The organism is Paenarthrobacter sp. NCHU4564 (assembly GCF_052156435.1).
Lineage (GTDB): Bacteria > Actinomycetota > Actinomycetes > Actinomycetales > Micrococcaceae > Arthrobacter.
This window is the reverse complement of record NZ_JBQLIS010000020.1, coordinates 1-24,280: the sequence shown is the minus strand read 5'-3', so window position 1 is coordinate 24,280 and position 24,280 is coordinate 1. Positions and strand designations below refer to the sequence as shown.

General features: G+C 64.6%; 22 protein-coding genes. 13 read left to right on the top strand and 9 right to left on the bottom strand.

The genetic code is table 11. The annotated features are described in order from the left end of the window. Positions 1 to 277 precede the first annotated feature (277 nt). The 3 genes from ACSVIE_RS17270 to ACSVIE_RS17260 all read left to right on the top strand — a co-directional run bounded on the left by ACSVIE_RS17270 (position 278) and on the right by ACSVIE_RS17260 (position 3,308). A complete protein-coding gene (locus tag ACSVIE_RS17270; protein ID WP_442424648.1) occupies positions 278 to 814 on the top strand; it encodes a hypothetical protein in 537 nt (178 codons plus the stop codon). 86 nt (positions 815 to 900) lie between these two features. After that, positions 901 to 2,277 carry an Ig-like domain-containing protein gene (locus ACSVIE_RS17265; protein ID WP_442424647.1) on the top strand — a complete coding sequence of 459 codons (1,377 nt, stop codon included), beginning with the start codon at positions 901 to 903 and terminating at the stop codon, positions 2,275 to 2,277. 194 nt (positions 2,278 to 2,471) lie between these two features. Continuing rightward, the gene (locus ACSVIE_RS17260) at positions 2,472 to 3,308 is read left to right on the top strand and encodes a DUF1684 domain-containing protein (protein WP_442424646.1); all 837 of its coding nucleotides are present in this window, start codon (positions 2,472 to 2,474) and stop codon (positions 3,306 to 3,308) included. Between the two features lie 4 nt (positions 3,309 to 3,312). Here the strand turns inward: ACSVIE_RS17260 and ACSVIE_RS17255 are convergent, their stop codons facing one another. Together ACSVIE_RS17255 and ACSVIE_RS17250 are read right to left on the bottom strand one after the other, a co-directional pair. After that, positions 3,313 to 4,596, bottom strand: a complete 1,284-nt coding sequence (locus tag ACSVIE_RS17255; protein WP_442424645.1) for an acyl-CoA dehydrogenase family protein — start codon at positions 4,594 to 4,596, stop codon at positions 3,313 to 3,315. Next, a complete protein-coding gene (locus ACSVIE_RS17250) occupies positions 4,596 to 5,393 on the bottom strand; it encodes an SDR family NAD(P)-dependent oxidoreductase (RefSeq protein ID WP_426005942.1) in 798 nt (265 codons plus the stop codon). Before ACSVIE_RS17250 ends, ACSVIE_RS17255 begins: the two co-directional genes overlap by 1 nt. A gap of 91 nt (positions 5,394 to 5,484) precedes the next feature. Here ACSVIE_RS17250 and ACSVIE_RS17245 point away from each other — a divergent pair, with 91 nt between their 5' ends. Next, positions 5,485 to 6,687: a glycoside hydrolase family 76 protein gene (locus ACSVIE_RS17245; RefSeq protein WP_442424644.1), complete on the top strand. Its 1,203-nt coding sequence runs from the start codon at positions 5,485 to 5,487 to the stop codon at positions 6,685 to 6,687. 44 nt (positions 6,688 to 6,731) lie between these two features. Here ACSVIE_RS17245 and ACSVIE_RS17240 read toward each other — a convergent pair whose 3' ends face one another. After that, complete coding sequence (locus ACSVIE_RS17240) at positions 6,732 to 7,325, bottom strand: YdeI/OmpD-associated family protein (protein WP_442424643.1); 594 nt, start codon at positions 7,323 to 7,325, stop codon at positions 6,732 to 6,734. A gap of 78 nt (positions 7,326 to 7,403) precedes the next feature. Here ACSVIE_RS17240 and ACSVIE_RS17235 point away from each other — a divergent pair, with 78 nt between their 5' ends. Further along, a complete protein-coding gene (locus tag ACSVIE_RS17235; RefSeq protein WP_442424642.1) occupies positions 7,404 to 8,126 on the top strand; it encodes a hypothetical protein in 723 nt (240 codons plus the stop codon). A gap of 12 nt (positions 8,127 to 8,138) precedes the next feature. Here the strand turns inward: ACSVIE_RS17235 and ACSVIE_RS17230 are convergent, their stop codons facing one another. The 5 genes from ACSVIE_RS17230 to ACSVIE_RS17210 are packed head-to-tail and all read right to left on the bottom strand — an operon-like array spanning position 8,139 to position 15,486. Then, positions 8,139 to 9,395 carry a M20 family metallo-hydrolase gene (locus ACSVIE_RS17230; RefSeq protein ID WP_442424641.1) on the bottom strand — a complete coding sequence of 419 codons (1,257 nt, stop codon included), beginning with the start codon at positions 9,393 to 9,395 and terminating at the stop codon, positions 8,139 to 8,141. A gap of 8 nt (positions 9,396 to 9,403) precedes the next feature. Beyond that, entirely contained in the window at positions 9,404 to 11,116 is a 1,713-nt protein-coding gene (locus ACSVIE_RS17225) for an amidohydrolase (RefSeq protein ID WP_442424640.1), read from the bottom strand. Between the two features lie 8 nt (positions 11,117 to 11,124). After that, a complete protein-coding gene (locus ACSVIE_RS17220) occupies positions 11,125 to 12,522 on the bottom strand; it encodes an aldehyde dehydrogenase family protein (RefSeq protein WP_442424639.1) in 1,398 nt (465 codons plus the stop codon). A 16-nt stretch (positions 12,523 to 12,538) separates the two neighbouring features. Continuing rightward, positions 12,539 to 14,155 carry a thiamine pyrophosphate-dependent enzyme gene (locus tag ACSVIE_RS17215; RefSeq protein ID WP_442424638.1) on the bottom strand — a complete coding sequence of 539 codons (1,617 nt, stop codon included), beginning with the start codon at positions 14,153 to 14,155 and terminating at the stop codon, positions 12,539 to 12,541. Beyond that, positions 14,152 to 15,486, bottom strand: coding sequence for an MFS transporter (locus tag ACSVIE_RS17210; RefSeq protein WP_442424637.1), 1,335 nt, complete (start codon positions 15,484 to 15,486; stop codon positions 14,152 to 14,154). The genes ACSVIE_RS17215 and ACSVIE_RS17210 overlap by 4 nt, the downstream gene beginning before the upstream one ends. Before the next feature lie 162 nt (positions 15,487 to 15,648). Here ACSVIE_RS17210 and ACSVIE_RS17205 point away from each other — a divergent pair, with 162 nt between their 5' ends. The 8 genes from ACSVIE_RS17205 to tgt all read left to right on the top strand — a co-directional run bounded on the left by ACSVIE_RS17205 (position 15,649) and on the right by tgt (position 23,248). Continuing rightward, positions 15,649 to 16,821: a PucR family transcriptional regulator gene (locus tag ACSVIE_RS17205; RefSeq protein ID WP_442424636.1), complete on the top strand. Its 1,173-nt coding sequence runs from the start codon at positions 15,649 to 15,651 to the stop codon at positions 16,819 to 16,821. Between the two features lie 156 nt (positions 16,822 to 16,977). Further along, positions 16,978 to 18,327, top strand: coding sequence for an MFS transporter (locus ACSVIE_RS17200; protein ID WP_426005929.1), 1,350 nt, complete (start codon positions 16,978 to 16,980; stop codon positions 18,325 to 18,327). Then, positions 18,324 to 18,746, top strand: a complete 423-nt coding sequence (locus tag ACSVIE_RS17195) for a RidA family protein (RefSeq protein WP_426005928.1) — start codon at positions 18,324 to 18,326, stop codon at positions 18,744 to 18,746. Before ACSVIE_RS17200 ends, ACSVIE_RS17195 begins: the two co-directional genes overlap by 4 nt. Beyond that, complete coding sequence (locus ACSVIE_RS17190; protein ID WP_426005926.1) at positions 18,743 to 19,351, top strand: RraA family protein; 609 nt, start codon at positions 18,743 to 18,745, stop codon at positions 19,349 to 19,351. The genes ACSVIE_RS17195 and ACSVIE_RS17190 overlap by 4 nt, the downstream gene beginning before the upstream one ends. Before the next feature lie 66 nt (positions 19,352 to 19,417). Next, positions 19,418 to 19,957: an NUDIX hydrolase family protein gene (locus ACSVIE_RS17185; protein WP_426005925.1), complete on the top strand. Its 540-nt coding sequence runs from the start codon at positions 19,418 to 19,420 to the stop codon at positions 19,955 to 19,957. Between the two features lie 75 nt (positions 19,958 to 20,032). Continuing rightward, positions 20,033 to 21,100 carry a DUF6707 family protein gene (locus tag ACSVIE_RS17180; protein ID WP_442424635.1) on the top strand — a complete coding sequence of 356 codons (1,068 nt, stop codon included), beginning with the start codon at positions 20,033 to 20,035 and terminating at the stop codon, positions 21,098 to 21,100. 72 nt (positions 21,101 to 21,172) lie between these two features. Beyond that, the gene (locus ACSVIE_RS17175) at positions 21,173 to 21,880 is read left to right on the top strand and encodes an SRPBCC family protein (protein WP_442424634.1); all 708 of its coding nucleotides are present in this window, start codon (positions 21,173 to 21,175) and stop codon (positions 21,878 to 21,880) included. Between the two features lie 60 nt (positions 21,881 to 21,940). Beyond that, positions 21,941 to 23,248 carry a tRNA guanosine(34) transglycosylase Tgt gene (gene tgt, locus ACSVIE_RS17170; protein ID WP_442424633.1) on the top strand — a complete coding sequence of 436 codons (1,308 nt, stop codon included), beginning with the start codon at positions 21,941 to 21,943 and terminating at the stop codon, positions 23,246 to 23,248. A 96-nt stretch (positions 23,249 to 23,344) separates the two neighbouring features. On the opposite strand, the gene ACSVIE_RS17165 is transcribed toward tgt, so the two are convergent. Next, entirely contained in the window at positions 23,345 to 24,052 is a 708-nt protein-coding gene (locus ACSVIE_RS17165) for a queuosine precursor transporter (protein WP_426005921.1), read from the bottom strand. Positions 24,053 to 24,280 lie beyond the last annotated feature (228 nt).

Below are 24,280 nucleotides of genomic sequence, written 5' to 3'. Positions count from 1 at the left end.
TGAACAATTCGCGACGAGTGGTACAACGTCACGAATGCTGCTTCGCCCGCACTGTTGGGATATGACATCGTTCCGGACAAAGACCACCGCCGAGTGCACGTTCTCGCGGCATCTCTTGCTGCGCAGATGGCAGACAGCCAGCTATCAGAGGGGTTGGCGGTTCAGAGCGGACTGGTTTCTCCCTGAGGTCCGGACGGTGGTGACATCCCTTGCCACCCGTTCCACGGTTCCCGCTCCCACGGCCAAGTCACTCGGCGCGGCCCGCGCAAGGAACGGGGTGAGCATCACCGAAACCATCAGCGACTTCCGGGCACTCTTCGAGGCCGCGGAACAGCGGGTGGATATCGACGCTCTCCAGTCACTGGCAGAGGGATGGGCGGAAGTGGCGGAAACTGCCCCGCCCATCTCGTGCACCGATGTCTATACAGGACTGGCCACACGCGCCCACTTCCAGCGCCGGATCCACGAACTTTCAGCGGAAGTGCCCGACGCTTCCGGCGGGCATGCCCTGGCAGTCATCTCTTTGCCGCCTCCCCGGGAGGGTCGCAGCCACCGGTGGACTCTCCTGGCCTTGGTGGGCGATACCGTCCAGCGGACGCTGAAGGGAACCGGTGCCATGGCGATGTATCAGAGCTCCGCGATCCATGTCCTGTTTCCCGTTAACGACGTAAGCCTCCTGCGCCTCATCGACTGCAGGAAGTCCGTAGAGGCCCTGGCCCTGGAAACGCTAAGCCCCGCGAGGCTGAAGTTCTATCCGCTCTCGATGTCGGTGTCCCTGACCGCACTGCAGGAAGGCCCACCCGACACGTGTTGAACCACCACGGGGGCGTCACGAAAACAGTGCTGCAATCACTCAGTCCTTGACGAACAATTCCAATCGGCCAAAGGACCATCCCGTACATGATTAAGCAGATCCATCTCACCACCACTTCGCTGGTGGCCGCCATCCTGGCTGCGGCCATGACCCTTATCGGACTGAGTTGGTCGGCCCTCCCGGCCTCCGCCGCGGACATACCGGAAGCCAGCGTTTCGCTTCACACGGAGTCAGTTGTCAACTCACAATGGGACCAGGTCGACCTGACCTGTGAGTGGTCCGTACCCGACCATTCCCAACCTGGAGACACTTTCAGCCTTCAGCTTCCTTCCGAACTGCGATGGTTCGGTACCGCTTCCTTCGACCTGAAGAACGACGACGGCGAGACTGTCGCCACTGCGGTGGCCGACGATGAAGGCCGGGTGGTGTTCACGCTCACCGACTTTGTGGCGTCCCACCCGCTGAACGTTGGCGGCACCTGTAACTTCACCACACAGTATGCTCTGGATCCGGGCAACGGCAGCGTGGACGAACTGGTCTTCACCGTGGGCTCCGGTGTTGTTCGGGTTCCGCTTCCCGATGCCGGCGAGTGCACCTCCGATTGCGAACCCACTCCGCCAACCTCCGCCGGGAAGGCCATGTGGTGGGCTGATTCTGCACAGACGCAGCTCGAGTCCATCTTCTACATGCCACCCATGGCTTCCGACAGCAATGACGTAGTGGTCACTGACGTTCCTGCCGAGGGCATGGAGATTGATTGCAGTGCTGTGACACCCCGGGTTGGACGATCCGTTAACGACGACGGCAACCTCGTTGAACCGCTGGACAACGAGCTTTACCCGGCAGTCATCGATTGCAGCCCCGAGCGCTTGACCGCCTCCTGGACGGGCTTGCCGGAAGGGGAACGGGTTGAGTTGTTCGTGGTCACCAAGGTCACGGACCCGGCTCTGGATGTCTACCAGAACAATGGAACCGTGGTCATTTCCGGCGAAGAAACCACTGTGGGTGCGGAGACCAAAAGGACCAGCGCCGGTGGGACGGGCAATGGCACGGCGACGCCGTCTCCCACACCCAGCGCCACCTCGACCCCAACTCCGAGCGCAACACCCACCCCCTCCGCCAGCGTGACGCCGAGCGCAACACCCACCCCCTCCGCCAGCGTGACGCCGAGCGCAACGCCCACCCCTACGGCGACCGCGACCCCCACGCCGAGCGCAACGCCCACGGCAACCCCCTCCGCCAGCGTGACGCCGAGCGCAACGCCCACCGCGGAGCCAAGCCCCAGTACCACCTCCCCGGGCATCGGCATCGTGCCCTCCGACGCCCCACCGGCTTCGGGCACACCGGAACCGCTGGCCACGACCGGCGCCCACAGCGCGGCGTTCATCTTCGCGGCTGCCGCCCTGCTGGCTGTGGGATCGGTGCTGGCCTTCCTGGGTGCACGCCGGGCGCGCAGGCACTAATCCACCCGGGGCCATGAGACCCGGCTCGCGCTGGCATGTATTGGGGGCCAGCGCGAGCCGCTTCCAGCAGGACGACCACAGGATGCGCCAGACTGCCGCATCCTGTGGTTATGCTCGGGAATGCCGGCCCTCCACCCGGGGTTGAGGTGATTGCGGGCCGCGCCACCCGTGCGGCCAACCAGCGGAGGAGAACCATGAACGCCCCAGCCACGTCCATTGACGCCCAACGTGCCCGGTGGGAACGGTTCCGTACAGGGAGGAACGCTGCCCTGGCTGCGGACCACGGCTGGCTGACATTGACATCCTTCCAATGGCTGGAGAAGGAGCCCAGCGAACTGGAACTCGTTCCGGGGCTCTGGTCTGTTGAAGGTGACACGGCACGCCTGACTGCCACCGCGGCGGACGGGTTGACCTTGATTGACGGCGGGCATCCGGTGGAAGGCACCGTGACGGCGGTGTTGCAGGACGAAGAATCGCTTATGTGGGTTCAGTACGGCGGACCGGCAGGCAACCAAGTGGTGGTCGAACTCGCGATGCGTGCCAACAGGTACGCAATCAGGACCAGGGATGCCGGCTCGCCCGTCTTCACCGGGTTCCATGGTGTGCCCACGTTTGAGTACAACCCAGCCTGGGTCATCGAAGGCCGGTACGAGGCCTATCCCGAGCCCGTGGACGTCCCGATCGGAACGGCAAACCCGCTGGTGGACGGCGTTCACCGCTCCGTGGGCGAGATTGTGTTCCGTATTCCCGGTGTGGACCATGAGATCCGGCTGCACGCCGAGGCGGAAAAGCTGGGCGCCCTGAATGTCACGTTCCATGATGAAACCAACGGCGACACCACGGACGAATGGCGGAAGGTGTTCATTCCCCGGCCACGCCCTGACGGTTCAGTGGTGATCGACTTCAACCGTGCCATCAACTATCCCAGCGCTTTTACTCCTTATGGGACCTGCCCCATGCCCGTGCGTGGCAACTCGGTCGATGTAAAAGTGGAGGCCGGCGAGAAGCTCCCGGAGGAAGACCTGGACTGACCGGCTAGACGATCGCGGACACCCCGGTCACTGCCCGTCCAACGATCAACGAATTGATTTCATATGATCCCTCGTAGGTGAAGATGGCTTCGGCATCGGCGAAGATCTTGGCCATCCTGTAGTCCGTGACAATTCCGTTCCCGCCCAGGATGGACCGGCCACGTGCCACCGTTTCCCGCATCCGGGCAGAGCAGTACGCCTTGGCCAGTGCCACTTGCGCCATGTCCGCGCCACCGTGGCGGACGCCCTGTGCATCTGTGTAGGTGTCCTCTTGGAGTTGGGCGATCCTCACCATCATTCCCATGCTGGCCACGGCGTTGCCCAGCATCTCCACCAAGTGCTGTTGGATGAGCTGGAACCGGGCCAGTGGTTTGCCGAATTGCAGGCGCTCCACAGCGTATTGCCGCGCCACGTCAAAGGCAGCCAACTGCTGGCCAACGGCCTGCCAGGCCACCATGATCCTGGAGCCGCGCAAGAGGTGGTTGGTGTCGACAAAGCTGCCGATGCCGGCAAACCTGTCGGACTCGGCCACATGCACGTCCTCAAACAGGATGTCGGCATTCTGTACAGTTCGGAGCGCGATCTTGTTTTCGATGCGTGTCCTGGTGATTCCAGGCAAAGAAGCGTCCACAATGAAGCCCCGGACCGATCCGTCGGCCTCATCTTTGGCCCAGACCAGCATGTAGTCACAGAACGTCCCGTTGCCGATCCAGCGTTTGGCGCCGTTGATCACCCAGTACGTGCCGCCGTCGACGTCGTCCCTGTCCACCCTGCGGGCGGTGGTTTGCATGCCTCCGGCGACATCGGACCCATGGGCCGGTTCAGTGAGTGCGAACGCGCCAGTGGTCCGAAGGTTGGAAGCGTCGTCGAGGTATTTGTCCTGCTGCGCGTCGCTGCCGAAGTCGTAAAGGGACTCGACAAAGAGATCGTGGTGGACCATGAAGAACGTTGCGATCGATGTGTCCACCCGCGTCAATTCCGCGATGACGAGTCCCGCGAACAGGTGCGTATAGCCGCGTTGGGCCGGAGCGCTGAGGCGTAACGCGGCGAGCTTTGGGAGGATGTGTGCGGGGAATTCGGCCTTCTCCCACCACTCACCGGCGTACGGGGCGATTTCGGTGGCCAGGAATGCCCGCAGTTCGTTGAGTTTCCGCTGCTCCTGCACGCTCAGGAGCGACTCGAAATCGAAGAAGTCGGCGGTTGGCAACCCGTTGACGGCTGCTTCGGTGACGTTCGACGGCGGCCCTGACGCGGGTGCCGGGAGCGGACTCGCAGTGTAGTCACCCATCATTTGAGCCCCATCCTGATGGCCCCGTCCAGGCGGATGGTCTCGCCGTTGAGCATGGCGTTTTCCACGATATGCGCGGCGAGGTTTGCGTATTCCGCGGCCCTGCCCAACCGGGCGGGGTGGGGTACCTGCTGGCCGAGCGAATCCTGGGCCGCCTGGGGCAGACCCGCCATCATAGGCGTCTCGAAGATGCCCGGCGCGATGGTCACCACACGGATCAGTGAACGGGCGAATTCACGGGCCAAGGGCAAGGTCATGGCCGCCACTGCGCCTTTGGATGCTGCATACGCTGGCTGGCCGATCTGCCCTTCGAAGGCAGCCACGGATGCCGTGTTGATGATGACTCCACGCTCCGGGCCGCCCAGTTCTGTGGCAACGGGTTCCGTCCCGGCCATGGCTGCGGCAGCCAATCTGACCACATTGAAGGTTCCCACCAGGTTGATCTGGATGACTTTGTTGAACGTTTCCAAGGGCAGTACGCCGTCGCGCCCCAGGACTTTGCCGGGGGTGGCCACGCCGGCACAGTTGACCGCGATGCGGAGCGGCCCAAGGGCCATTGCGGCATCGACGGCCGCCTGGACCTTGGCTTCGTTGGTCACATCTGCCGGAGCGAAGACAGCCTTGGCTCCGTGATCCCCACCAGCTTCATTGAGTTGGGCGGCATAGGATTCCCCTGCTGATTGCGGCAGGTCCACGATCACCACCGATGCGCCCGCATGGTGGAGCCGTTCGACGGTTGCCGCTCCCAAACCCGACGCGCCACCGGTGACAAGCGCCACCGTCCCCCTGATGTCCATCCATCCTCCTCGATGCCGGCTCAAATTCGTTAATGCATGTTAACTGGAATTGTGATCCAGCGCACCCTGAACGTCCCGATAGGCTGGTCCCATGCCTGCCGACCAGAACCCTGCAGACCAGCTCGCGGCATCGAACCTGCCAGCATCGAACCTGCCGGCGACGGACGCCGCCGACCGCGCCAACCAGGCCGCCCGCTCAGTTACCCGGGCTTTCGGCAGGCGGCTGTTGTTCATCCCCGGAACCCACCTCGGCACCGTCACGCTCCCCTCCGCCGGTAGCCTCCGCAGCCTGGCAGCTCCCTGGCATTACTGGTGGCAGGCGCACTATGTTGACTGCCTGGTGGATGCAGGCCGCAGGGAACTGGCCTCGGGTGTGAAGTTCGACGGCGGCTCCCGCCCCAGCGCAGGAAGGCTGGCTTCCCGGCTGGTCACCACCATCCGGATCCGCAACCTTTTCCGCTTCATCAATCACTACTACGACGACATGGCCTGGCTGGCGCTCGCGACCCTACGCCTGGAGTCGCTCGCAAGGGAGGCGAAAAAGCCCGGCCGCAGGCGCAACGCGTACGTGCGGAAGTCCCTCACCGCGCAGTTTGACTCGGCGTCCACGGACGAGCTTGGCGGTGGCACGTTCTGGAGCACCGCACGGGACTTCAAGAACACCCCGGCAACGGCCCCGGTGGCCCTCTACTACGCCAGGACCGGGAACGTGGCCAAAAGCCAGGCCCTGGTGGAATGGCTGAACACCAGGCTGCTGCATGCAGAACGCGGCCTCTACATGGACGGGCTGCGTATCCGCGACGGCCAGGCATTCCTTGAGGAAGCCGTATACACCTACAACCAGGGACCGGTCCTTGGTGCCCTGCTCGAGCTGGGCGGAACAGGCAACCTGGAACGCGCTGCCCGGCTCATAAGCGCAACCGCCCGCGAGCTGACTGTGCCAGGGACCGGCATCATCCGGGGTGACGGTACCGGCGACGGCGGTCTTTTCACCGGCATCCTCGTCCGGTACCTGGCCCTTGCCGCACGCGACGAACGCCTGCCGGAGGACACCCGCGCTACCGCCCGCAACCTCGTGGCAGCTACTGCGGACGCGCTGTGGTCCGGCCGCACCGACGCCGGCCACGGACCGGCATCCCGTCCGCGGCATGTTTTCTCCTACGATCCCCTACGGCCGGCGGCTGAGACGTATCCGGCAGGTGCCGCCGTCGAACTTTCCACCCAACTCCAGGCGTGGATGATCCTTGAGGCGGCCGCGACGATCCCAAGTAACGCGCCGATCCCAACTAAGTAGCAGCTGTGCGCGTTTTGAGGGCTCAAAACGCGCACTAATGCGACTTAGTTGGGTTTTTTGCGCTGGGGGTACGGTGCCTCATGCCTGGCCAGCATCTCCACAAAGCCGGCGATCTTGCGTGCGCGGGTGTCGGCACCCTTCACCGCGTTGGTGCGGAGGATGAGGGCGAAGCGGTTCTGGGATGTCAGGACATCGAACATGGCCTGCGCCTCGGGCACGGCGGCGATAGCGGCGGCGAGGTCGTCGGGAACCACGGAATCGGCAGGCCCGGCGTAAGCGGCTTCCCAGCGGCCGTCGGCTTTGGCAGCCTCCACGACGGCGCGCCCCGCCTCAGTCATCTTTCCAGCCTCCTCCAGCCGGGCTACGTGGCCGACGTTCCGCAGCGACCACATGCTGCGGGGGCCTCGCGGCGTCATGCGCTGCACGTAGCACTGGGCGTCGCGGCTTTTCGTCTGGCCATCGATCCACCCAAAGCACAGGGCCTCATCCAGGGCAGCGGCGTAGTCCAGCTCCGTGACGTTGCCGCCCTTCTTGTGGAGGACAAGCCAAACCCCGGGGCTGACCGCAGCATTGTTGGACAACCATTGCCGCCACTCCGCAGCGTCCTTGACCGTCAATTCTTCAAGCTCAACAGGCATGGCCCCATTCTGCTGTGAATCGGCCCCCACGGCATAGGCTTGTGCGCAAGCACGCCTCGGAACCACCCAGGAGGACCCATGCTGCGAGCACGCCCCATCCATTTCACGTCCCGGCCGGAGAAGTGGACCCAGTTGTTGACGGCACTGGGCCTGGCGAACACCGTTGCGGACCGTGACTGGTGGGAGTTCGACGCCGGCTCCGGCCGCCTTGCGCTGCACCGCGTGGCGCACCAGCAGCCGGAGCCACAGGACGGAACCACCCGGTTTGGCGTGGAGGTCGGAGTGCTGGCCGAGTTCGCCCGACGTACCCGGGAAGACGGGACCATCGCCGATATGACGGAAGCCGCGCACGGAGAAACCGTGCAAGTCACTGCGCGCGACGGCTTCTCCTTCCTGGCTGATCCGGCCAAGCGCGCCGAGGACGGTACATGGGCCACGTCGGACAAAGCCGACCCCGCCATCACGGTAGTAGCCACCTGGGTGAGTCCCGCCGTCGACGATTCCGCGCAGGAACTGCGCAATATTGGCGCGCGGCCACGGACCGCAGATGACGACTCAGTGACCTTCACCACCAAGAACGGCGGCATCCTGCGGGTTGTTCACGGAGCAACCGCCGGATCCGGGGAACTGGCTTTTGAGTACGACGGCGGGCTGGAACCGCTGCTTGACCGGCTCACCGATGCGGGAATCGACGCGAGGATGGGCGACGGAGTGCTCTATGTCGCCAACCCGGATGCCGTGGGTGGCTCGGCACCGGCTTCGATCGTCGTGGAGCGGAAACCCGGGCTGACGGGGCAATAAAAAGTCATTGCTTCAGTCCGCCAAAGCTCCGTTGCACAGCCGGCTGACCACCTCGGTGAGCATGGCGAGCCCGGCCACGATGTCCTCATCCGTGGTGTATTCGTGCTCGTTATGTGAAATTCCGTCGACGCTGGGCACGAACAGCATCACCGTGGGAACAAGGTCCTTCATGTTGGTGGAGTCGTGCCCGGCCAGGGTCATGACTTCCTTGTTGCTCAAGCCAAGGTCTGCGGCCACCTTGGCGGCGAGCTCCACTCCCTCGGGCTGGTACGGCGTGACAGCCCAGGAGTGCGAATGGTGCTGCTCCACGGAAACGTTGGCCAGTCGCTCGATCTCCCTGATGCGCGAGTGCAGCAGGGCATCCGCTTCGGCCAGCACCGCCTCGTCGGCGCTGCGCAGGTCCAGCAGCAAGTTCACGCGGGACGGCACCACAACCGGCGAGTTCGGGTAGACGTTGAGCTGGCCCACCGAAGTGTGCAGGACACCCGGGAACTTATCAGCGAGTTCGCGGGCCGCGACCACCAGCATGGACGCCCCGAGGAGGGCATCCTTGCGGTCGGCGATGACGGTCGAGCCGGTGTGGGCCTGCTCGCCGTGCACCACGAATTCGTACTTGTTGGCCGCCCAGTTCGAGTGGACCAAGCCAATGGTGACGCCTTCGCGCTCCATGCTGCGGCCCTGCTCAATGTGGATCTCGGCGCAGAAAGCAGCTTCCGGCCCTTCAAAGTCACCTCGGCAGCCAATGGCGTCCAGCGCCTCACGTACGGAAACACCGTCGGCATCCTTGGTGTTAAGCGCCTCTTCCAAGTCCAGCTTCCCCGTATAGACGGACGAGCCCATCATGGACGGCTTGAAGCGGCTGCCTTCTTCGTTGAACCAATTGACGACGGCGAGGTTGAACTTGGGTGCCTCGGCGCCGGCTGCCCAGCGCTCAACCAGGCGGAACGCGGCGTGGGCGGCAGCGAGGACGCCGTAAGCGCCGTCGTAACGTCCCGCGGTCGGCTGGGAGTCCATGTGCGAGCCGACCACGACGAACGGAGCACCGGGAACGGCTTCGTAGAGGCCCCACTGGTTGCCGGCGCGGTCGAACCTGACCGAAAAGCCGTGTTCCTCAAGGAGACCGGTGAGCCAGCGGCGTTGTTCGCCGTCGGGGATCGTGGCGGCCTGGCGGTCCACGCCGCCGTTGTCCGTGGCCCCGAAGGCGCTCATGGTGCGGAAATCCTGGACGAAGGCGTTGTCCTGGGCCGTGAAGCTGGTGGTGTTTATCATGGTCTCCCCTAATTGCTCTTGTGGGATTGGCCGGCAGGAACGAGGGCCGCCGGCGCAGCGTGGAGGTCTGTCGTTTGGTACGTGAAGTGGCCTCCGACGGCGGTGGCCAGGACACGCAGTTGGCTGATGTCCGGCGCATCCAAGGGAGAGGCGGAGAGGACGGTGAAGTCCGCGAGCTTGCCCTGCGTGAGCGACCCCTTGTCCGCCAGCGTGCCCGTGGCTGAGGCCGCTCCGCTGGTGTAGGCGGCCAACGCCTGCAGCGCGGTGAGCCGCTCGTCCGGATTGCCGAACACCGCGCCTGAAGCTGTCTTCCGGTCCACGAACGCCTGCATCCCGCGCAGGACGTTCCCGTCGGCCACGGGCCGGTCGGAACTGCCTGCCAGGACAACCCCGGCATCGAGGAAGCTGGCCGCCCGATAGGCCCAGGAAAGGCGCTCGGGACCAAGGGAAGCCGTCATGCCATCGCCGCCGTCGCGGAAGAAGCTCGCCTGCGGAGTGACGGCGATCCCGGCTTCCGCAAGCCTGGAGAGCTGCTCGGGCCGGGTCATGGACGCGTGCTCGATCCTGTTGGGCACGCGTCGCGGACCGTAGGTGGCTTGACATTCGGCGATGATGTCCAGCGCTAAATCGATGGCCCTGTCCCCAATGGCATGCGCCGCGATGGACCACCCCGCGGCGTACGCTGCCTCGATGCGTTCCCGCAACTGGGCCGGGTCCGCTTGGAAGTAACCGACGTTGCCGCGGTTGTCCTTCTGGCCGTGGCTGCAGAACTCATGGGTCACAGCCGCGGTCTCGCCCAACAATGATCCATCAAGGAAGACCTTGGCTGGCCCGAGGGACAAGTACTCATCCCCGAATCCGCTGAAGACCCCAAGGTCCAATCCAGCAGGAGCCACCCCGGCGCTGTCGGCGCTATGCCCATCCAGGCCGTGCAGCACATCCAGCACCGGCATGACCTGCGCCCGTGCGTGCAGGCGGCCGGTGGCAGCAGCCCGCTGGTACGCGGCGAGTTCGGCCGGGCTGTGCCCGATCCACCCGCCGCCCACCCCGGCCTCGGTGAAACTCGTGATCCCTTCGGAGGCGTAGTAGAGGGTTGCCCGCTCCAAGGCGGCCTCTATGTCTTCCAGCGAGTACGGCAGGATCAGCTGCTGGATCAATTCCTGGGCCGTCTCCTGGACGAGTCCCGTGGGACGTCCCGCTGCGTCGCGGACTATCGCTCCGCCGTCGGGATCGGGGAACGACGGCGATTCGGCACCTGCCAGCCGCAGTGCGGCGGTGTTGACCACGGCCATATGCCCGGAGTTGTGGCGCATGAACAGCGGCCGTTCCCCTGTGATGCGGTCCAGCTCGGCGATATCCGGGAAGGAACCGCCGTGCTGGGTCTGGCTGAAGCCGGTGGCGAAGAGCCAGCCATCGCCTTCGTCACCCGCGTCGGCAACAGCGCCGCGGAGAAGACCATAAAGATCTTCCAAACCGCGTGCCCCGGACACATCCAGCTCCGCCAGGCCCAGCCCGAACCAGGTGGTGTGGCAGTGCGCGTCGATGAACCCGGGGGTTACCGTCGCGCCGCCGAGGTCCAGTACGTCAGCGGCGTCGAGCCCGGAAAGCTCCTCGTCCAGGCCAACTATTCGGCCCTTCCAGATGCCCAGCGAGCTGGCCGATGGGCGGTCGGGATCCATGGTGATGATGTCTGCGTTGCGCAGGAGAAGATCGAGTTTCATGGCGCGTTCTAGCGGTGCGACGTGGTGACGGACTTGATGCGGGTGTAATCCTCGAGGCCATAAACGGAGAGGTCCTTGCCCGTGCCCGAGTGTTTGAAACCGCCGTGTGGAGCTTCGGCAGGGATGACCTGGTGGCAGTTGATCCATACAGCGCCGAAGTCGAGTTCTGTGGAAACGCGCGTCACCACCCCGTGATTCTCGGACCACACGCTGGAGGCCAGGGCATACTTGGTGCCATTGGCCAGTTCAAGCGCTTCCTCTTCGGTGGTGAAAGGCTGGACCGTGAGCACGGGGCCAAAGATCTCCTCGCTCACCACCTCGTCGGTCTGGAAAACGCCGTCGATCACCGTGGGTTCAAAGAAGTACCCGGTACCGGTGCGCTTGCCGCCGGCCAGGACCTGCGCGTTGGCAGGGAGCCGGGACATAAAGCCCTCCACGCGTTCCAGCTGGGCAGCACTGTTGAGCGGGCCGAGGTCCGTTCCGACCTTCAGCGCCAAGGCAGCATCGGCCAAAGCCGCAGCAAACTCCGTGTGGATCTCTTCCTGGACCAGCACGCGGGTAACGGCTGTGCAGTCCTGGCCGGCGTTGAAGAAGGCTGCCAGTGCGATTTCCCGGGCGGCCCGTTGGATATCGACGTCGGCAAACACCACGGCGGGCGCCTTGCCGCCGAGCTCCAGGTGGACGTCCTTGAGCGTCTTGGAGGCCGCGGACATGACCTGCGCCCCGGCCCGGGTGGAGCCCGTGATGGACACCATTTCCGGGATGTCGTGGTTCACCATCGCAGCGCCGGCTTCACGGCCGCCGCACACCACGTTGACCACGCCAACCGGGTAGACCTGTTGAGCCAGCTCGGCCAGGATCACGGTGGACCACGGGGTGGTGTCCGCTGGCTTGAGGACCAAGGTATTTCCTGCGGCCAACGCGGGACCGATCTTCCAGATGGCCATCATGAACGGGTAGTTCCACGGCGTAATCTGTGCCACCACGCCAATCGGCTCACGACGGATGGTGGAGGAGAATCCCTCGACGTACTCCGTCTGGGCCGTGCCCGAAACAACGCGGCAGGCCCCGGCAAAGAAACGCAACTGGTCGGCGCCACGCAGGATTTCCAGCTCCCTGGTGAGGGCTGCCGGCTTCCCCGTGCAGGCCACCTCGGCCTCGAGCAGGCGGTCAACGTTGGCTTCGATGAGGTCCGCGAGCTGCAACAGCAGCGACTGCCGCGTGCCCGGCGTCGTGCGCTTGTAGCTCTTGAACGCCGCGGCAGCAGCCTGGAAGGCGGAATCGACCGTGGCGGCGTCGCTGTCCGGGGCGGTGCCGATCTGTTCACCGGTGGTGGGGTCGAAAAATGGCAAAGTATCCGCCGCGGACACGGACTCGCCATTGATGATGTTCTGAAGCTGGATCACGTGGGGTCCTGACTCTTTAGTTGGACGTCTTAGGCGAACGTGTTGAGGGGTCCTGCGGGAGATGCAGCAACGCGGGCAAGCCCGATTCTGCGGCACGGCGGAACGCGCCTGCGAAGTCTTCGGTGCGTTCCACCCGCTCCCCGTAGCCGCCGTAGGAACGGGCCAGCGCAGCGAAGTCCGGGTTGGTCATGTGGGTTCCGGACGGGCGGTCCGGGTAGTGCGCTTCCTGGTGCTCGCGGATGGTGGCGAAGATGCCGTTGTCCACCACCAACACAATGAACTGCGCTCCGTAGCCCATGGCCGTTGCGATTTCCTGGCCGTTCATCATGAAGCACCCGTCGCCGGCAACGGAGATGACTTGGCGGCCCGGGAACGCGAGGGAGGCTGCAACTGCCGCCGGAATGCCCATGCCCATGGCTCCGTTGCGCGGTGCTGCAAGGGAATTAGCGGAGTTGTGCTTCAGGTACCGTGCGGGCCACAGGGCGTGGTTCCCCGCACCGAAAGTGAGGACGGCGTCGTCGTCCATCTCTTTCTTGAGGACTTCCATGGCGACGCCCAAGTCAACGCCGATGCCGCCGTCGGGCCGGGGTGTGGAGAAGGCGAGGTGGTCGGCGCGGGCGGTGGCGAACCAGCCATCCTCACGGTCGCTGCCCGCATCACTTGGCAGCGCTGTGGCAAATGCGGTGACGTCGGCAACGATGTGTTGGTCCACGCGGCCGAAGTGCCCCAACAGGTTGGCATCCGCGTTCACCACCACGGTTTCGGCGTCGAGCCCGCGCTTGTAGCCATCGGAGAGGACATCGCCGCGGACGCAGCCCACGAAGACCAGGAGGTCCGCGTCGTCCAACCGCTGGGCATTGGCGTCGCTGCGTCCGTACCCCAGGAAGCCGGCGTAGGCGTCACTGCGGTGCGGAACGGCGTCGTACGCGCGGAAGTCCGCCATCACCGGAACGTTGTGGCGGCTGGCCCAAGCGGCCAACTGCCCACCGGACTCCTGCGTCCAGCCTTCGCCGCCGACGACCATCAGGGGCTTGCGTGCCTTGTCCAGCTTCTGCTTCAAGATGGCAAGGTCCGTGGCCGCTGGGGCGGGTCGGGAAACGGTGCGGGGTTCCACAGTGGCGTCTTCCACCACGTGCACCAGCACATCCTCCGGGAGGCCGATAACCACGGGACCGGGGCGGCCGCTGAGAGCGGTGAAGATAGCATCGTCCACCACACGGGCAGCGGAAGCGGCGTCGTCGAGGGTCACCACCTTCTTGGCGGTGCTGCCGAACCAGGCATTGATGTCGAATTCCTGGAACGACTCGCGGCCACGGTCGGCCACCGGAATCAAGCCGACGAACAGGATCAGCGGAGTGGCGTCCTGGTGCGCGGTGTGGACGGCGATGAAGGCGTTGGCGGCACCCGGTCCACGGGTCACCATGGCCACTCCGGGAAGCTCGGTCAAACGGCCCTCCGCGAGGGCCATGAAGCCGGCGCCGCCTTCCTGGCGTGCCACCACGTTGGTGATGGGCGAACCGTGCAGGCCGTCGAGGACATCAAGGAAACTTTCGCCAGGAACGGTGTAGACGCGCTTGACGCCGGCCCGTTCCAGTTGGCCGACAATGAGGTGGCCGGCGGTGGTGGTGCTCAATGCTTCATTCCTTCTTCCTTGATGGAGAGGCCCGGGAGGAACAGGCCGGACAACGCAGTCAGCGCCGAGACCACGAGCAGGATGATGGCGCCGGGCCAGTAGGAGTTGCCAGTGGCCGCGACCAGCGCGGTGGCGATCAGCGGAACGAAACCGGAGATGACGCCCGCGGTGTTGGACGTGATGGCGACGCCGGTGTAGCGCACCTTGGTGGCGAAGAGGGCAGTCAGTGCCGTGCCGGACACCGCGTACGGAATGGAGAGGACGGCCACGCCGATCATCATGCCGATGACCACAAGGAACGGGTTGCGGCTGTCGATGGCCAGGAAGACGGGAACCGCAATGGCAGCCGAGGCCACGCCACCCCAGAGGATGACCTTGCTGGCACCGAATTTCTCGCCCAAACGGCCGGCCCAGATGAGGGCGCCGATCTCCAGGGCAGCGGCCAGGAGGCTGCCGAGCAGCAGGAGCTCAGAGGGCAGCTTGAGGACCTTGGTGCCGTAGAACACCACAAAGCTGGTGATGAGGTAGAAGCCGCCGATACCCAGGAGGGCCGAGCACATGCCCACCAGGATTTGGCGCCAGCTGTTCTTCAGCACTCCGCGGATGGGGGCGTGCTCGGTTTCGCCGGATTCCATGAGGGCCTCGAACTCGGGTGATTCACTGAGCTTGCTGCGGATCCACAGGGAGACGGCCAGCAGGGGGATGGCGGCGATGAACGGGATACGCCAGCCCCAGGCGTCAAAGTTGGTCTGCCCCACCAGGTAGAGCATGCCGAAGAAGCCGCCGGAGGACAGGATGGTGCCGATTGGGGAACCGACCTGCGGGAGCGCGGCATAGCGCGCACGCTTTGCCACGGGAGCATTCTCGACGGCGATAATCACCGCGCCGCTCCACTCACCGCCCACGGCAAGGCCTTGGATGATGCGCAGGAGTACCAGGAGAACCGGAGCGGCCATGCCGATGCTCATGTAGTTGGGCAGGAGGCCGATCATGCCGGTGACAATGCCGATCCCGACGATGGTGACCATCAGGATCTTCTTGCGGCCCACCTTGTCTCCCAAGGCACCGAAGATGAAGCCACCTATGGGGCGGGCAACGAAGCCCACAGCCAAAGTGGCGAAGGAACCCATGGCGGCGACGAACGGATCCTGCGAGACGAAGAACTGGGCGTTGAACACCAACGCAGCAGCCGTGGTGAAAAGGAAGAAGTCGTACCATTCCAGCGCCGTGCCAACCAGGGCGGCCAAAGCCACCTTCTTGGTGACGCTTTCGTCGATGACGCGATCTGCCGAGGGGCTGACGCCCGTGGCTCCGCTGACGGTGCTTGCCATTGATGCTCCAAAAGTGCGAACGGACCGGATATTGGGATCCGGGACGATGGTGTGGATAGCTTGTGAGGGGGTTCACTCCACAGTGACTTATTCCATAGTGCCAGTAGTTTTTCCCAAAATAACTAGCGATACATCACGCAAACAGGGCGTTAGGATGTGTGAATGCACAATGTCGAGACCTCGGGGCACAACGTTCGCTGGAGTGCGCTGGTGGAACAGCTGGAAGGCCGCCTGGACGGGCTGGCGCGCGCGTTCACCACCCGTGTCCGGGAAATCCCCGAGTACGGCGAAAGCCAAGTTACCGTCCAGGAGATCACCGAGACGGCACGCGAAACCTTCCGGCGCCTGATCCGTGGACTCAAGGGCGGGGATCCCACCAGCCAGGACGGACTGCTGGACTTCGCTTCCGACCTGGGGTCCAAGCGCGCACGGGCCGGCATTCCTCCGGAATCGCTGACCTCCGCTGTTCGGCTGGACTTCAGCATCCTGTGGGCCGAGTTGCTGGAAATCGCGAAGCCCGAGGACGCCATGCTGCTCGCTTCCAGGGTGGACCAGGTTTGGAAGGTAGTTGACGAATTCGCCACCCGGACCCACACCAGCTACCTCACCGAACGGGTTCGCATGGCCCAGGAAGAGTCCAGCATCCAGCGCGAGTTCATCGCCAGACTCTTCAACCAGAGCACGCCGTCACTGGAGACTTCGGCCCAAGTTGCCTCAGCGCTGGGCCTCAATCCGGACTCACGCTTCGCCCTGGTGGCGGCCAGTGGTGAGCCCGGAGCGCAGCTGCGGTCCGCCGTCACCCACGCCGGCACGGCACGGCCCCGGCTGTTCCTTCACGAATCCGGCGGCAACACCTACGTCTTCTGGCCGCTTCCGTCGGTCCGAACCCGCGGCGCCGCATCCAACAACACCCTTCCAGCCGCGCTCTCGACAGTCCCCTGCGGCTACGTATCAGACGTCCTCGGACTGCGCGCCTTGCCCGCGGCGGCCCGGACAGCCGAAACGCTCGCCGCTTTGCTCCGTCCCCGCGACGCCGGTCCGCTCTCGGCCGATGCAGCCTGGGCCAGATTGGCCCGGCAAAACCTCCAGGACGCAGGGCTGGACCTCGCCGCGGAACTGGAGGAAGCCCTCGCCGAGTGCAAGGGCGGCGAGCGCGACCGTCTTCTGGAAACTGTGCGAAACTACCTGACCACCGGCAATGTCACTCTGACCTCGGAGCAGTTGTTCTGCCACCGCAACACCATCCTCAACCGGCTCAACCGCTTCCAGGAACTGACCGGGATCGACCTGGCCGTTCCCGTGCAGGCAGCGCGCCTGGTGGTTGCCTGGGCCTAGTTCGGGTCACGGGCAAGGGCACGGGCGATGTGTGTTTTCACATTCCGTATCGCCTTTTGCTGGGATTTATGCCATTGAAGCTGTGATCGGCAACACAGAATAGTTGTAGCTACCTTGCAACGGACACTCGTCCCCGCACCCCATCCGGAGATTCTGATGGCCCAAACGGTAGATACCGATTCCGCATCCACAGCCAGGCTCGACCTGACGAAAATGCGCAAAATTGCCCTCGCCAGCGTTATTGGCACCACCGTCGAGTGGTACGACCTTTTCGTGTTCGGAACGGCGTCCGCACTCGTCTTCAACAAGATCTTCTTCCCCAGCTTCGATCCCATCGTGGGCACCATGCTCGCCTTCGGAACCTTTGCCTCGGCGTACATCGCCCGCATGGTCGGCGCCATAATTTTCGGGCACTTCGGCGACCGCCTGGGCCGCAAATCCATGTTGCTCGTCTCGCTGCTGACCATGGGCGCAGCCACGTTCGCGATCGGCCTGCTGCCCGACTACCAGAGCATCGGCATCATGGCGCCACTCCTGCTCCTCCTGCTCCGTGTCATCCAGGGCTTGGCCCTTGGCGGCGAATGGGGCGGCGCCGTGCTCATGACTGTGGAGCACGCCCCCGCCAACCGCCGTGGCTTCTTTGGCTCGTTGGTCCAGGTTGGCGTCCCGGCCGGCACCCTCATTGCCAACGTCGCGTTCCTCATCGTGGCTTCCAGCATGAGCACCGACGCCCTGCACTCCTGGGGCTGGCGCATCCCGTTCCTGGCCTCCGTGCTGCTGGTGGCCGTGGGCATCTACATCCGCTTGAACATTGAGGAGACCCCATCCTTCCAGGCCGTCAAGACCGCCGGCGCCAAGGCAAAGATGCCGTTCGCCTCGCTCATGGCCAAGTACTGGAAGCAGGTTGTCCTGGGCGGCGTCGCCACCCTTTCCACAGGCAGCACCTTCACGCTCCTAGTGGCGTCCGGCGTCGCCTACGGCAAGAAAGAACTGGGTCACTCGGAAAGCCTCATGCTCTGGGTTGTCCTGGCCGCCTGCGCGCTCTGCTTCGTCCTGATCCCGTTCTTCGGCAAGCTCTCCGACAAGCACGGCCGCAAGCCCATCATCTACGCAGGCGTTGCCGCTGAAGCCGTCCTCGCTTTCCCGATGTTCTGGCTCATGGACACCAAGTCCGTGGCGCTCCTGTTCGTCGCCTACCTCGCCATGATGACGGCCTTCGCTGCCAACTACGGCCCCATCGCCACCTTCCTGGCAGAGCTCTTCGGGTCCAAGGTCCGCTACTCCGGCCTTTCCGTGGCTTACATGCTGTCCGGCCTGCTGGGCAGCGCCGCCACCCCGTTCATCACCACGTGGCTGCTGGGACTGACCGGCCAGAGCTCCTCGATCGCCTGGTACATCATGGCGGCAGCCATCCTGTCCCTTGTGGCCCTGTTTGTCCTGACCGAAACGCGCCACGGCAACATCGACGCCGTCGATGTTGCACCGGCTGAAGCGGCAGCGAAGTGAACGCAACCCCCATCGTGCGCCTGGCCGGCATCCCCGGCCAGGCGCCCGCCGTCGGCCCTTTCCCGCCAGCGGTCATTGCCAACGGTTTCGTGTTCACCTCCGGCCAGATCCCCGCCATCACCGGACTTAACGATCAACCCGGGACTTTTGAAGGCCAGGTCCGCCAAACCATCGACAACCTGGCCGGAGTCCTGGAGGCGGCCGGGTCCAGCTTGCAGCACGTGGTCAAGGTCAACACGTACCTGACCAGCGAGGAGCAATTGGAGGACTACAACCGCGTGTACGTCGAGTACTTCGGCGCGGCCAAACCGGCGCGAACCACCGTGTGCGTCAGTCTGTGGGGCGTGTCGCTGGAGATCGAGTGCGTTGCCGTCCTGGCCGGAACCGCCTCGACCGGAACCACAGGGGCCGCGCAGTGATCCGGGCGCTCCTTGAGGATCTGACAAGGGTCAGCTACCCCACGATCGGCCACTTCCTGGAAGATGGCTTTGTTGACCCGGCCATTCAATCCCTCCTGCCCAACGTCAAGGTCGCCGGGCCCGCTGTCACGGTGCGGATCGCCGACCATGACGCGATAGCCATGAACCGCGCCCTCCTGGCGCTGCACCCCGGCGACGTCCTGGTGGTGGACATGCTCGGCGACCACCGCCATGCGCCAGTTGGTGCCGTCACTGCAGCCACGGCGATCGCCCAAGGCGCAGCCGCCGTCCTGATCGACGGCATGGCAACGGACCTGCTGGAACTGCGGCAGGCCGGGCTGCCCGTCTTCGCGCGTGGTACCACCTGCCTCACCACCAAGCGCGCGTACAGTACTGGCTCCGCCGTCAATGTGCCGGTTCACTGCGGCGGCATTGCAGTGAACCCCGGCGATTTGGTCCTCGGGGATGACAACGGCTTGATCATCCTGGAGCCGCACGCAGCCCGGAACGTCATGGGTCAAGCCCTTGCCTCGGATGCGGCCGAACCCGCGATCCTGGCCAGGATCGCGGCCGGCGAACCGCTCCACACGGTCCTGGCCCTGTAACTCCGCCACCCGTAACCCCGCTGTGGCACCAACAGACTTCGGCCGGGGATGCGGTAGAACTTAACCATGAGCGTACGTACACCCGACCCATATCCCGGCTGGCTTTCCGACGAGGACCTTTTCGAGGCGCGAGGGCGCCTTCCCATGGTCTACGTGGAGGCTGTTCCCGTCCGCCTGGATCCCCTCGGGTACGTCAATGAAGTCGGCTCCCTGCTGCAGGGCGACGCCGACGGCAACATGGTCCGCTACCTCGTCTCCGGCCGCGTCCTCTACCGCGAAACCATCCGGGCAGCACTCCTGCGGCACATGGAAAAGGACCTCGGTCCCCTGGCTTTCCCCCAGCTGCCCATCAGCCCGGTCCCGTTCACGGTGGCCGAATACTTCCCGGCCCCGTCCCAGACCGGCTTCACCGATGACCGCCAGCACGCGGTCTCGCTGGTGTTCATCATCCCGGTCACAGGTGAATGCGAGCCCCGCCAGGACGCACTGGAACTGACCTGGATGACTCCGCAGGAAGTCCTCAGCGAAGACGTTCAGCAGGAATTCGAAGGCGGCCGCGGCAACCTCGTGCGGCAGGCCTTGGCCTACTCGGGCATCGTCGTCTAGGGCGGGTCCCGGCGCCTGCCGCGGCCGGACTTTGTAGACTGGACGGCGGACCGCAAGAGAACCAAAGGACTTCCGATGACTCACAGCCCAGCCTCAGAGCAGTACCGCGAGAAGCAGGCTGGGGACCTGCAACCGGGAGACTTTGTGTACCCGCCGGGCGACGGTCCTGCCCAGGAAATCCGCAGCGTCGAGACCCAGCACGATGACTACGGTGTCGCTGCGCTGCTGCTGGTCACAACGTTCGACGGCGGTTCGGTGCGGATCGCTGCGGGCTCCAGTGTGCCGGTTGGCAGCGGAGTCCCGGGCAGCGGCGTCGGGTCCGGTTCCGGCGACAGCACCGGCACCAGTGCCGGCGACTCCGGCGACAGCGCCGGTGCCGCCTCCGGCGGCGGGGCCGAAGGCGGCCCCACCGAAGACCCCTCGCTCAGCACCCCGGCGGAAACGGACCATGAGGCACCCGCCGCTCCGGCCGTCGTCGTACCTCCACGCCCGGAAACGCCGCCAGTGGCCACCGGTCCGGGTCCGGAAGAACTGGCCCTCATCCCCGAGCCGCACGGTACTCCGGAGTCAGTGGTGGTGGGCGCCGCAGCCGGACACAAGGGCAAGAACGGTGTTCAGGTACTGGCCGACCGGCTGGCCAAAGGCATCAACACCAAGTCGGGAAGCTGCCTCCGGGATCTCAGCGACCTGGCCTTCGACCTGTGCGTGGTGTTGCGGGATCCGGACAAGGCGCTTGAAGTGGCCGATCTCCTGAACGTCCTGCCCTTCGACGGGAACCTTGACCGCTGGGCGTCGATTGAACGCGCCCTGGCGCTGTCCAGCTTCATCTGCCGCGAATCCGGACAAACGGACCGGGCGGCTGTGTACGAAAAACTCCTGCGGGCTCCCGAATCGCAGGAAGAGGACCCGTTCAAGGCCCGTATCAATGCCAGGGTCAGGCAGCGCGCCCTCAACGAACCCAACCTTTACGACAAGGAGATCTTCCGCGCGATCGACAACGGCAACCGCGAAGCCGAACGTGAATGGCGGTTCCTGCGGCTCGAAGCGCTGCTGTTCCTCCGCGCGCACGGCGGCTCCAAAACCCTCGCCGGAGACGAACTGACACGCCGGATCGCCAACGAACTCGAGTCGGTCCGCGCTTAGGGCCGCCGGACCGCCCGGCACGGGAAGATCAAGCCCTGTTTTATGTGCCCGAACGGCGGTAGATTCTGGGCCATGACGAACAATCTGAGCGTTGTGATTAATGCCGACGCGCAGCAGGTTTGGACAATGCTGCGTGAACCGTCGCTCGTGGCCCAATGGCATGGTTGGGAAGCCGATGACCTCGCCGACGAAATCAAACAGATCTACTTCAACACCGATGTAGTGGAAGGACCTGACCACACCAGCCTTACCGTCAACGGCGGCGACATCTTTGAGCTGCATCCCGTGTCCGGCGGCACCGAAGTCAAGGTGACCAGGGCCGCGCTGGACCACAATTCGGAGTGGGCGGAGTGGGATGAAGACATCACGCAGGGATGGCTTACCTTCCTCCACCAGCTTCGGTTTGCCTTGGAGCGGCATCCGCACGGTAAGCGCCGGACGCACTTCCTGTCCGTCTCAGGTGACGGCTCAGCCATAGAAAAGCTGGGGCTTGGCGACCTTCCGCCCGTAGGCGAGGAATATTCGCTCACCCTGAAAACCGGCGAGAAGATCTCCGGCAAGGTCTGGTTCAAGAGCCGGCACCAGGTCGGCCTGACCGTGCACAGCTACGCCGCGCACGGCGACGGGCTGCTGATCGTCGCAGAACAGTTGCCGATTCCGGACAAAAGGCCCGACGGCGGCGCGATAGTGATTGCCTCGACCTACGAGCTCGGGGCCCACACGTTCAACGACATCCGTGCCTCCTGGGACAAGTGGAAGGAAGCGAACTACAGCTCCTGAGACGGCGCCCATCGGACCTCCGGCAGGGTGACCTTCGGTAAAGCTGGCACACTTGGTAGCGTGCCAGCTTCCGCTTCTTTGCCTTCGCCTGATTCAACCACCGCGCCCTCCGTGGCCACGGCCGGATTTTCCTTCGAGGTGGGCCGGCGCCTGACGGAAACGTGCCCGCCGTCGTCCTCGCTTGTGGAGGCGAACGGGGGCGGGTTCCTGGGCCGCACCGGAACCATCACCACGCCGCACGGAACCATCCAGACGCCGGCGTTCATCGCCGTCGGGACCAAAGCCACCGTCAAAGCCGTGCTCCCGGAGTCCGTCGCCGAACTTGGTGCACAAGCTGTGCTGGCCAACGCCTACCACCTCTACCTCCAGCCCGGGCCCGAAATCCTCGACGCCGCAGGTGGGCTCGGCGCCTTCATGAACTGGTCCGGCCCGACCTTCACGGACTCCGGTGGGTTCCAGGTAATGAGCTTGGGCTCCGGGTTCAAGAAGGTGATCGACATGAAGAACGTCGACACGTCCGGGCCCGACGACGCCGTCGCCCCGGGGAAGGAACGGCTGGCGCACATCGATGACGACGGGGTCTGGTTCAAGTCCCACCTCAACGGCGACAAGCACCGTTTCTCCCCCGAAATCTCCATGCAGGTCCAGCACCAGATCGGGGCGGACATCATGTTCGCTTTCGACGAGCTGACTACCCTGCAGAACTCCCGCGCCTACCAGGAAGAGTCGCTGGAACGGACGCGGCTCTGGGCGTTGCGCTGCTTGGAGGAGCATTTCTCGTTGACTGCGTCCCGGGCAGGCAAGCCGTACCAAGCCCTGTTCGGGGTGATCCAGGGCGCCCAGTACGAGGACCTGCGGCGCAAGGCATGCCGCGATCTTGGCGCGATGCCCTTCGATGGGTACGGCATCGGTGGGGCGTTGGAGAAGGAGAACCTCGGGACGATTGTCCGCTGGTGCAACGAGGAACTGCCCGAGGACAAGCCCCGCCACCTGCTGGGCATCTCCGAACCGGACGACATCTTTAACGCCATCGAGAACGGGGCCGATACCTTCGACTGTGTCTCCCCCACCCGCGTGGCCCGGAACTCCGCGTTCTACACGCCGTCCGGCCGGTTCAACCTGTCCGGTGCACGGTACAAGAAGGACTTCGGGCCACTCCAGGAAGGCTGCGACTGCTACGCCTGCGCCAACTACTCACGGGCGTACATCCACCACCTGTTCAAGGCCAAGGAGATGCTCTCCGCAACCCTGATCTCCATCCACAACGAGCGCTTCGTGGTGAAGATGGTGGACGACGCCCGCTTGGCCATTGAATCCGGGGATTTCTTCGAGTTCAAGGCCGAGACGCTGGGGCGGTACTACTCCTAGCTTTCCTTGGTGCCGGTGCCGGGTTCGCGGGAAACGTTCGACGGCGTTGGGAAGCTTCCAGCGAACCGGAACCTTTCCGGCGAACCCGGCGAAAGGCTAGGCCGCGATTGCGCCGTAGCTCGGCTCACGCTTCTTGATCCAGCCCACCACCAGCACGGTAATGGGCACGAAGATGAACTCGACCGCCGTCTTGTACAGGAAGCCCACCAGGACGTAATTGATGAACGAGCCGACGTCGGAAATGCCGATCACCGACGCCGCGATGCTGCAGAAGATCAGGGTATCCACGAACTCGCCCACCACGGAGGAGCCCATGAGCCGGGCCCACAGGGTCTTTTCTCCCGTGCGCTCCTTCATCTTGACCAGGATCCAGGAGTTGATGGTCTGGCCTGCAAGGAACGCCAGCAGGGACGCCAGGACGATTTGCGGGACGGGCCCGAGCGCGCCCTCGATGGCTGCTTGTTTGGCGGTTCCGTAGTCGTCATCGAAGCCGGGGAGGATGATGATCACCCAGTAGCAGAGCGACGCGAAGACACTCAGGGCGAACGAGGTGATGATGGCTTTGCGGGCCACCTTGAAACCGTAGACCTCGCTCATGACGTCGCCCAGGATGTAGGCCAGCGGGAAAAGAAAGAAACCGCCGTCAGTGATGATGGGCCCGAGCACCACGCCTTTGGAAGCGCCGATGTTGGAGAGGATCAGCACCACGGCCATGACCGCGAGCATGATGCCGAAGTAGGGGGAGCCGATGGACGCAAAACGCGGTGCGGGCTTGCTCAAAGTACTGCCGGAAGGCGAGGGCATGGGTCATCCGTTTCGTAGTGGTTCGCGCAGGCGCTCTGCAACTCGCGGCGCCCCGCTGTATTAGCACTGGGGTAGTGGGGGCATCCTGCCCGGCACCAGCTACATTGTCCCACCCTCCGCACCCTCTCTCACCTTCCGCCCGGTTTCCCGCCACCCTCTCTCACCTTCCGCCCGGTTTCCCGCCACCCTCTCTCACCTTCCGCCCGGTTTCCCGCCACCCTCTCTCAC

Coding starts and splice junctions, on each gene's coding strand:
- ACSVIE_RS17175 (WP_442424634.1), top strand. CDS start 21,173: ATGACGAACAATCTGAGCGTTGTGATTAATGCCGACGCGCAGCAGGTT.
- ACSVIE_RS17200 (WP_426005929.1), top strand. CDS start 16,978: ATGGCCCAAACGGTAGATACCGATTCCGCATCCACAGCCAGGCTCGAC.
- ACSVIE_RS17240 (WP_442424643.1), bottom strand. CDS start 7,325: ATGCCTGTTGAGCTTGAAGAATTGACGGTCAAGGACGCTGCGGAGTGG.
- ACSVIE_RS17165 (WP_426005921.1), bottom strand. CDS start 24,052: ATGCCCTCGCCTTCCGGCAGTACTTTGAGCAAGCCCGCACCGCGTTTT.
- ACSVIE_RS17255 (WP_442424645.1), bottom strand. CDS start 4,596: ATGGGTGACTACACTGCGAGTCCGCTCCCGGCACCCGCGTCAGGGCCG.
- ACSVIE_RS17260 (WP_442424646.1), top strand. CDS start 2,472: ATGAACGCCCCAGCCACGTCCATTGACGCCCAACGTGCCCGGTGGGAA.
- ACSVIE_RS17185 (WP_426005925.1), top strand. CDS start 19,418: ATGAGCGTACGTACACCCGACCCATATCCCGGCTGGCTTTCCGACGAG.
- ACSVIE_RS17235 (WP_442424642.1), top strand. CDS start 7,404: ATGCTGCGAGCACGCCCCATCCATTTCACGTCCCGGCCGGAGAAGTGG.
- ACSVIE_RS17205 (WP_442424636.1), top strand. CDS start 15,649: ATGCACAATGTCGAGACCTCGGGGCACAACGTTCGCTGGAGTGCGCTG.
- ACSVIE_RS17230 (WP_442424641.1), bottom strand. CDS start 9,395: ATGATAAACACCACCAGCTTCACGGCCCAGGACAACGCCTTCGTCCAG.
- ACSVIE_RS17210 (WP_442424637.1), bottom strand. CDS start 15,486: ATGGCAAGCACCGTCAGCGGAGCCACGGGCGTCAGCCCCTCGGCAGAT.
- ACSVIE_RS17265 (WP_442424647.1), top strand. CDS start 901: ATGATTAAGCAGATCCATCTCACCACCACTTCGCTGGTGGCCGCCATC.
- ACSVIE_RS17245 (WP_442424644.1), top strand. CDS start 5,485: ATGCCTGCCGACCAGAACCCTGCAGACCAGCTCGCGGCATCGAACCTG.
- ACSVIE_RS17180 (WP_442424635.1), top strand. CDS start 20,033: ATGACTCACAGCCCAGCCTCAGAGCAGTACCGCGAGAAGCAGGCTGGG.
- ACSVIE_RS17225 (WP_442424640.1), bottom strand. CDS start 11,116: ATGAAACTCGATCTTCTCCTGCGCAACGCAGACATCATCACCATGGAT.
- ACSVIE_RS17250 (WP_426005942.1), bottom strand. CDS start 5,393: ATGGACATCAGGGGGACGGTGGCGCTTGTCACCGGTGGCGCGTCGGGT.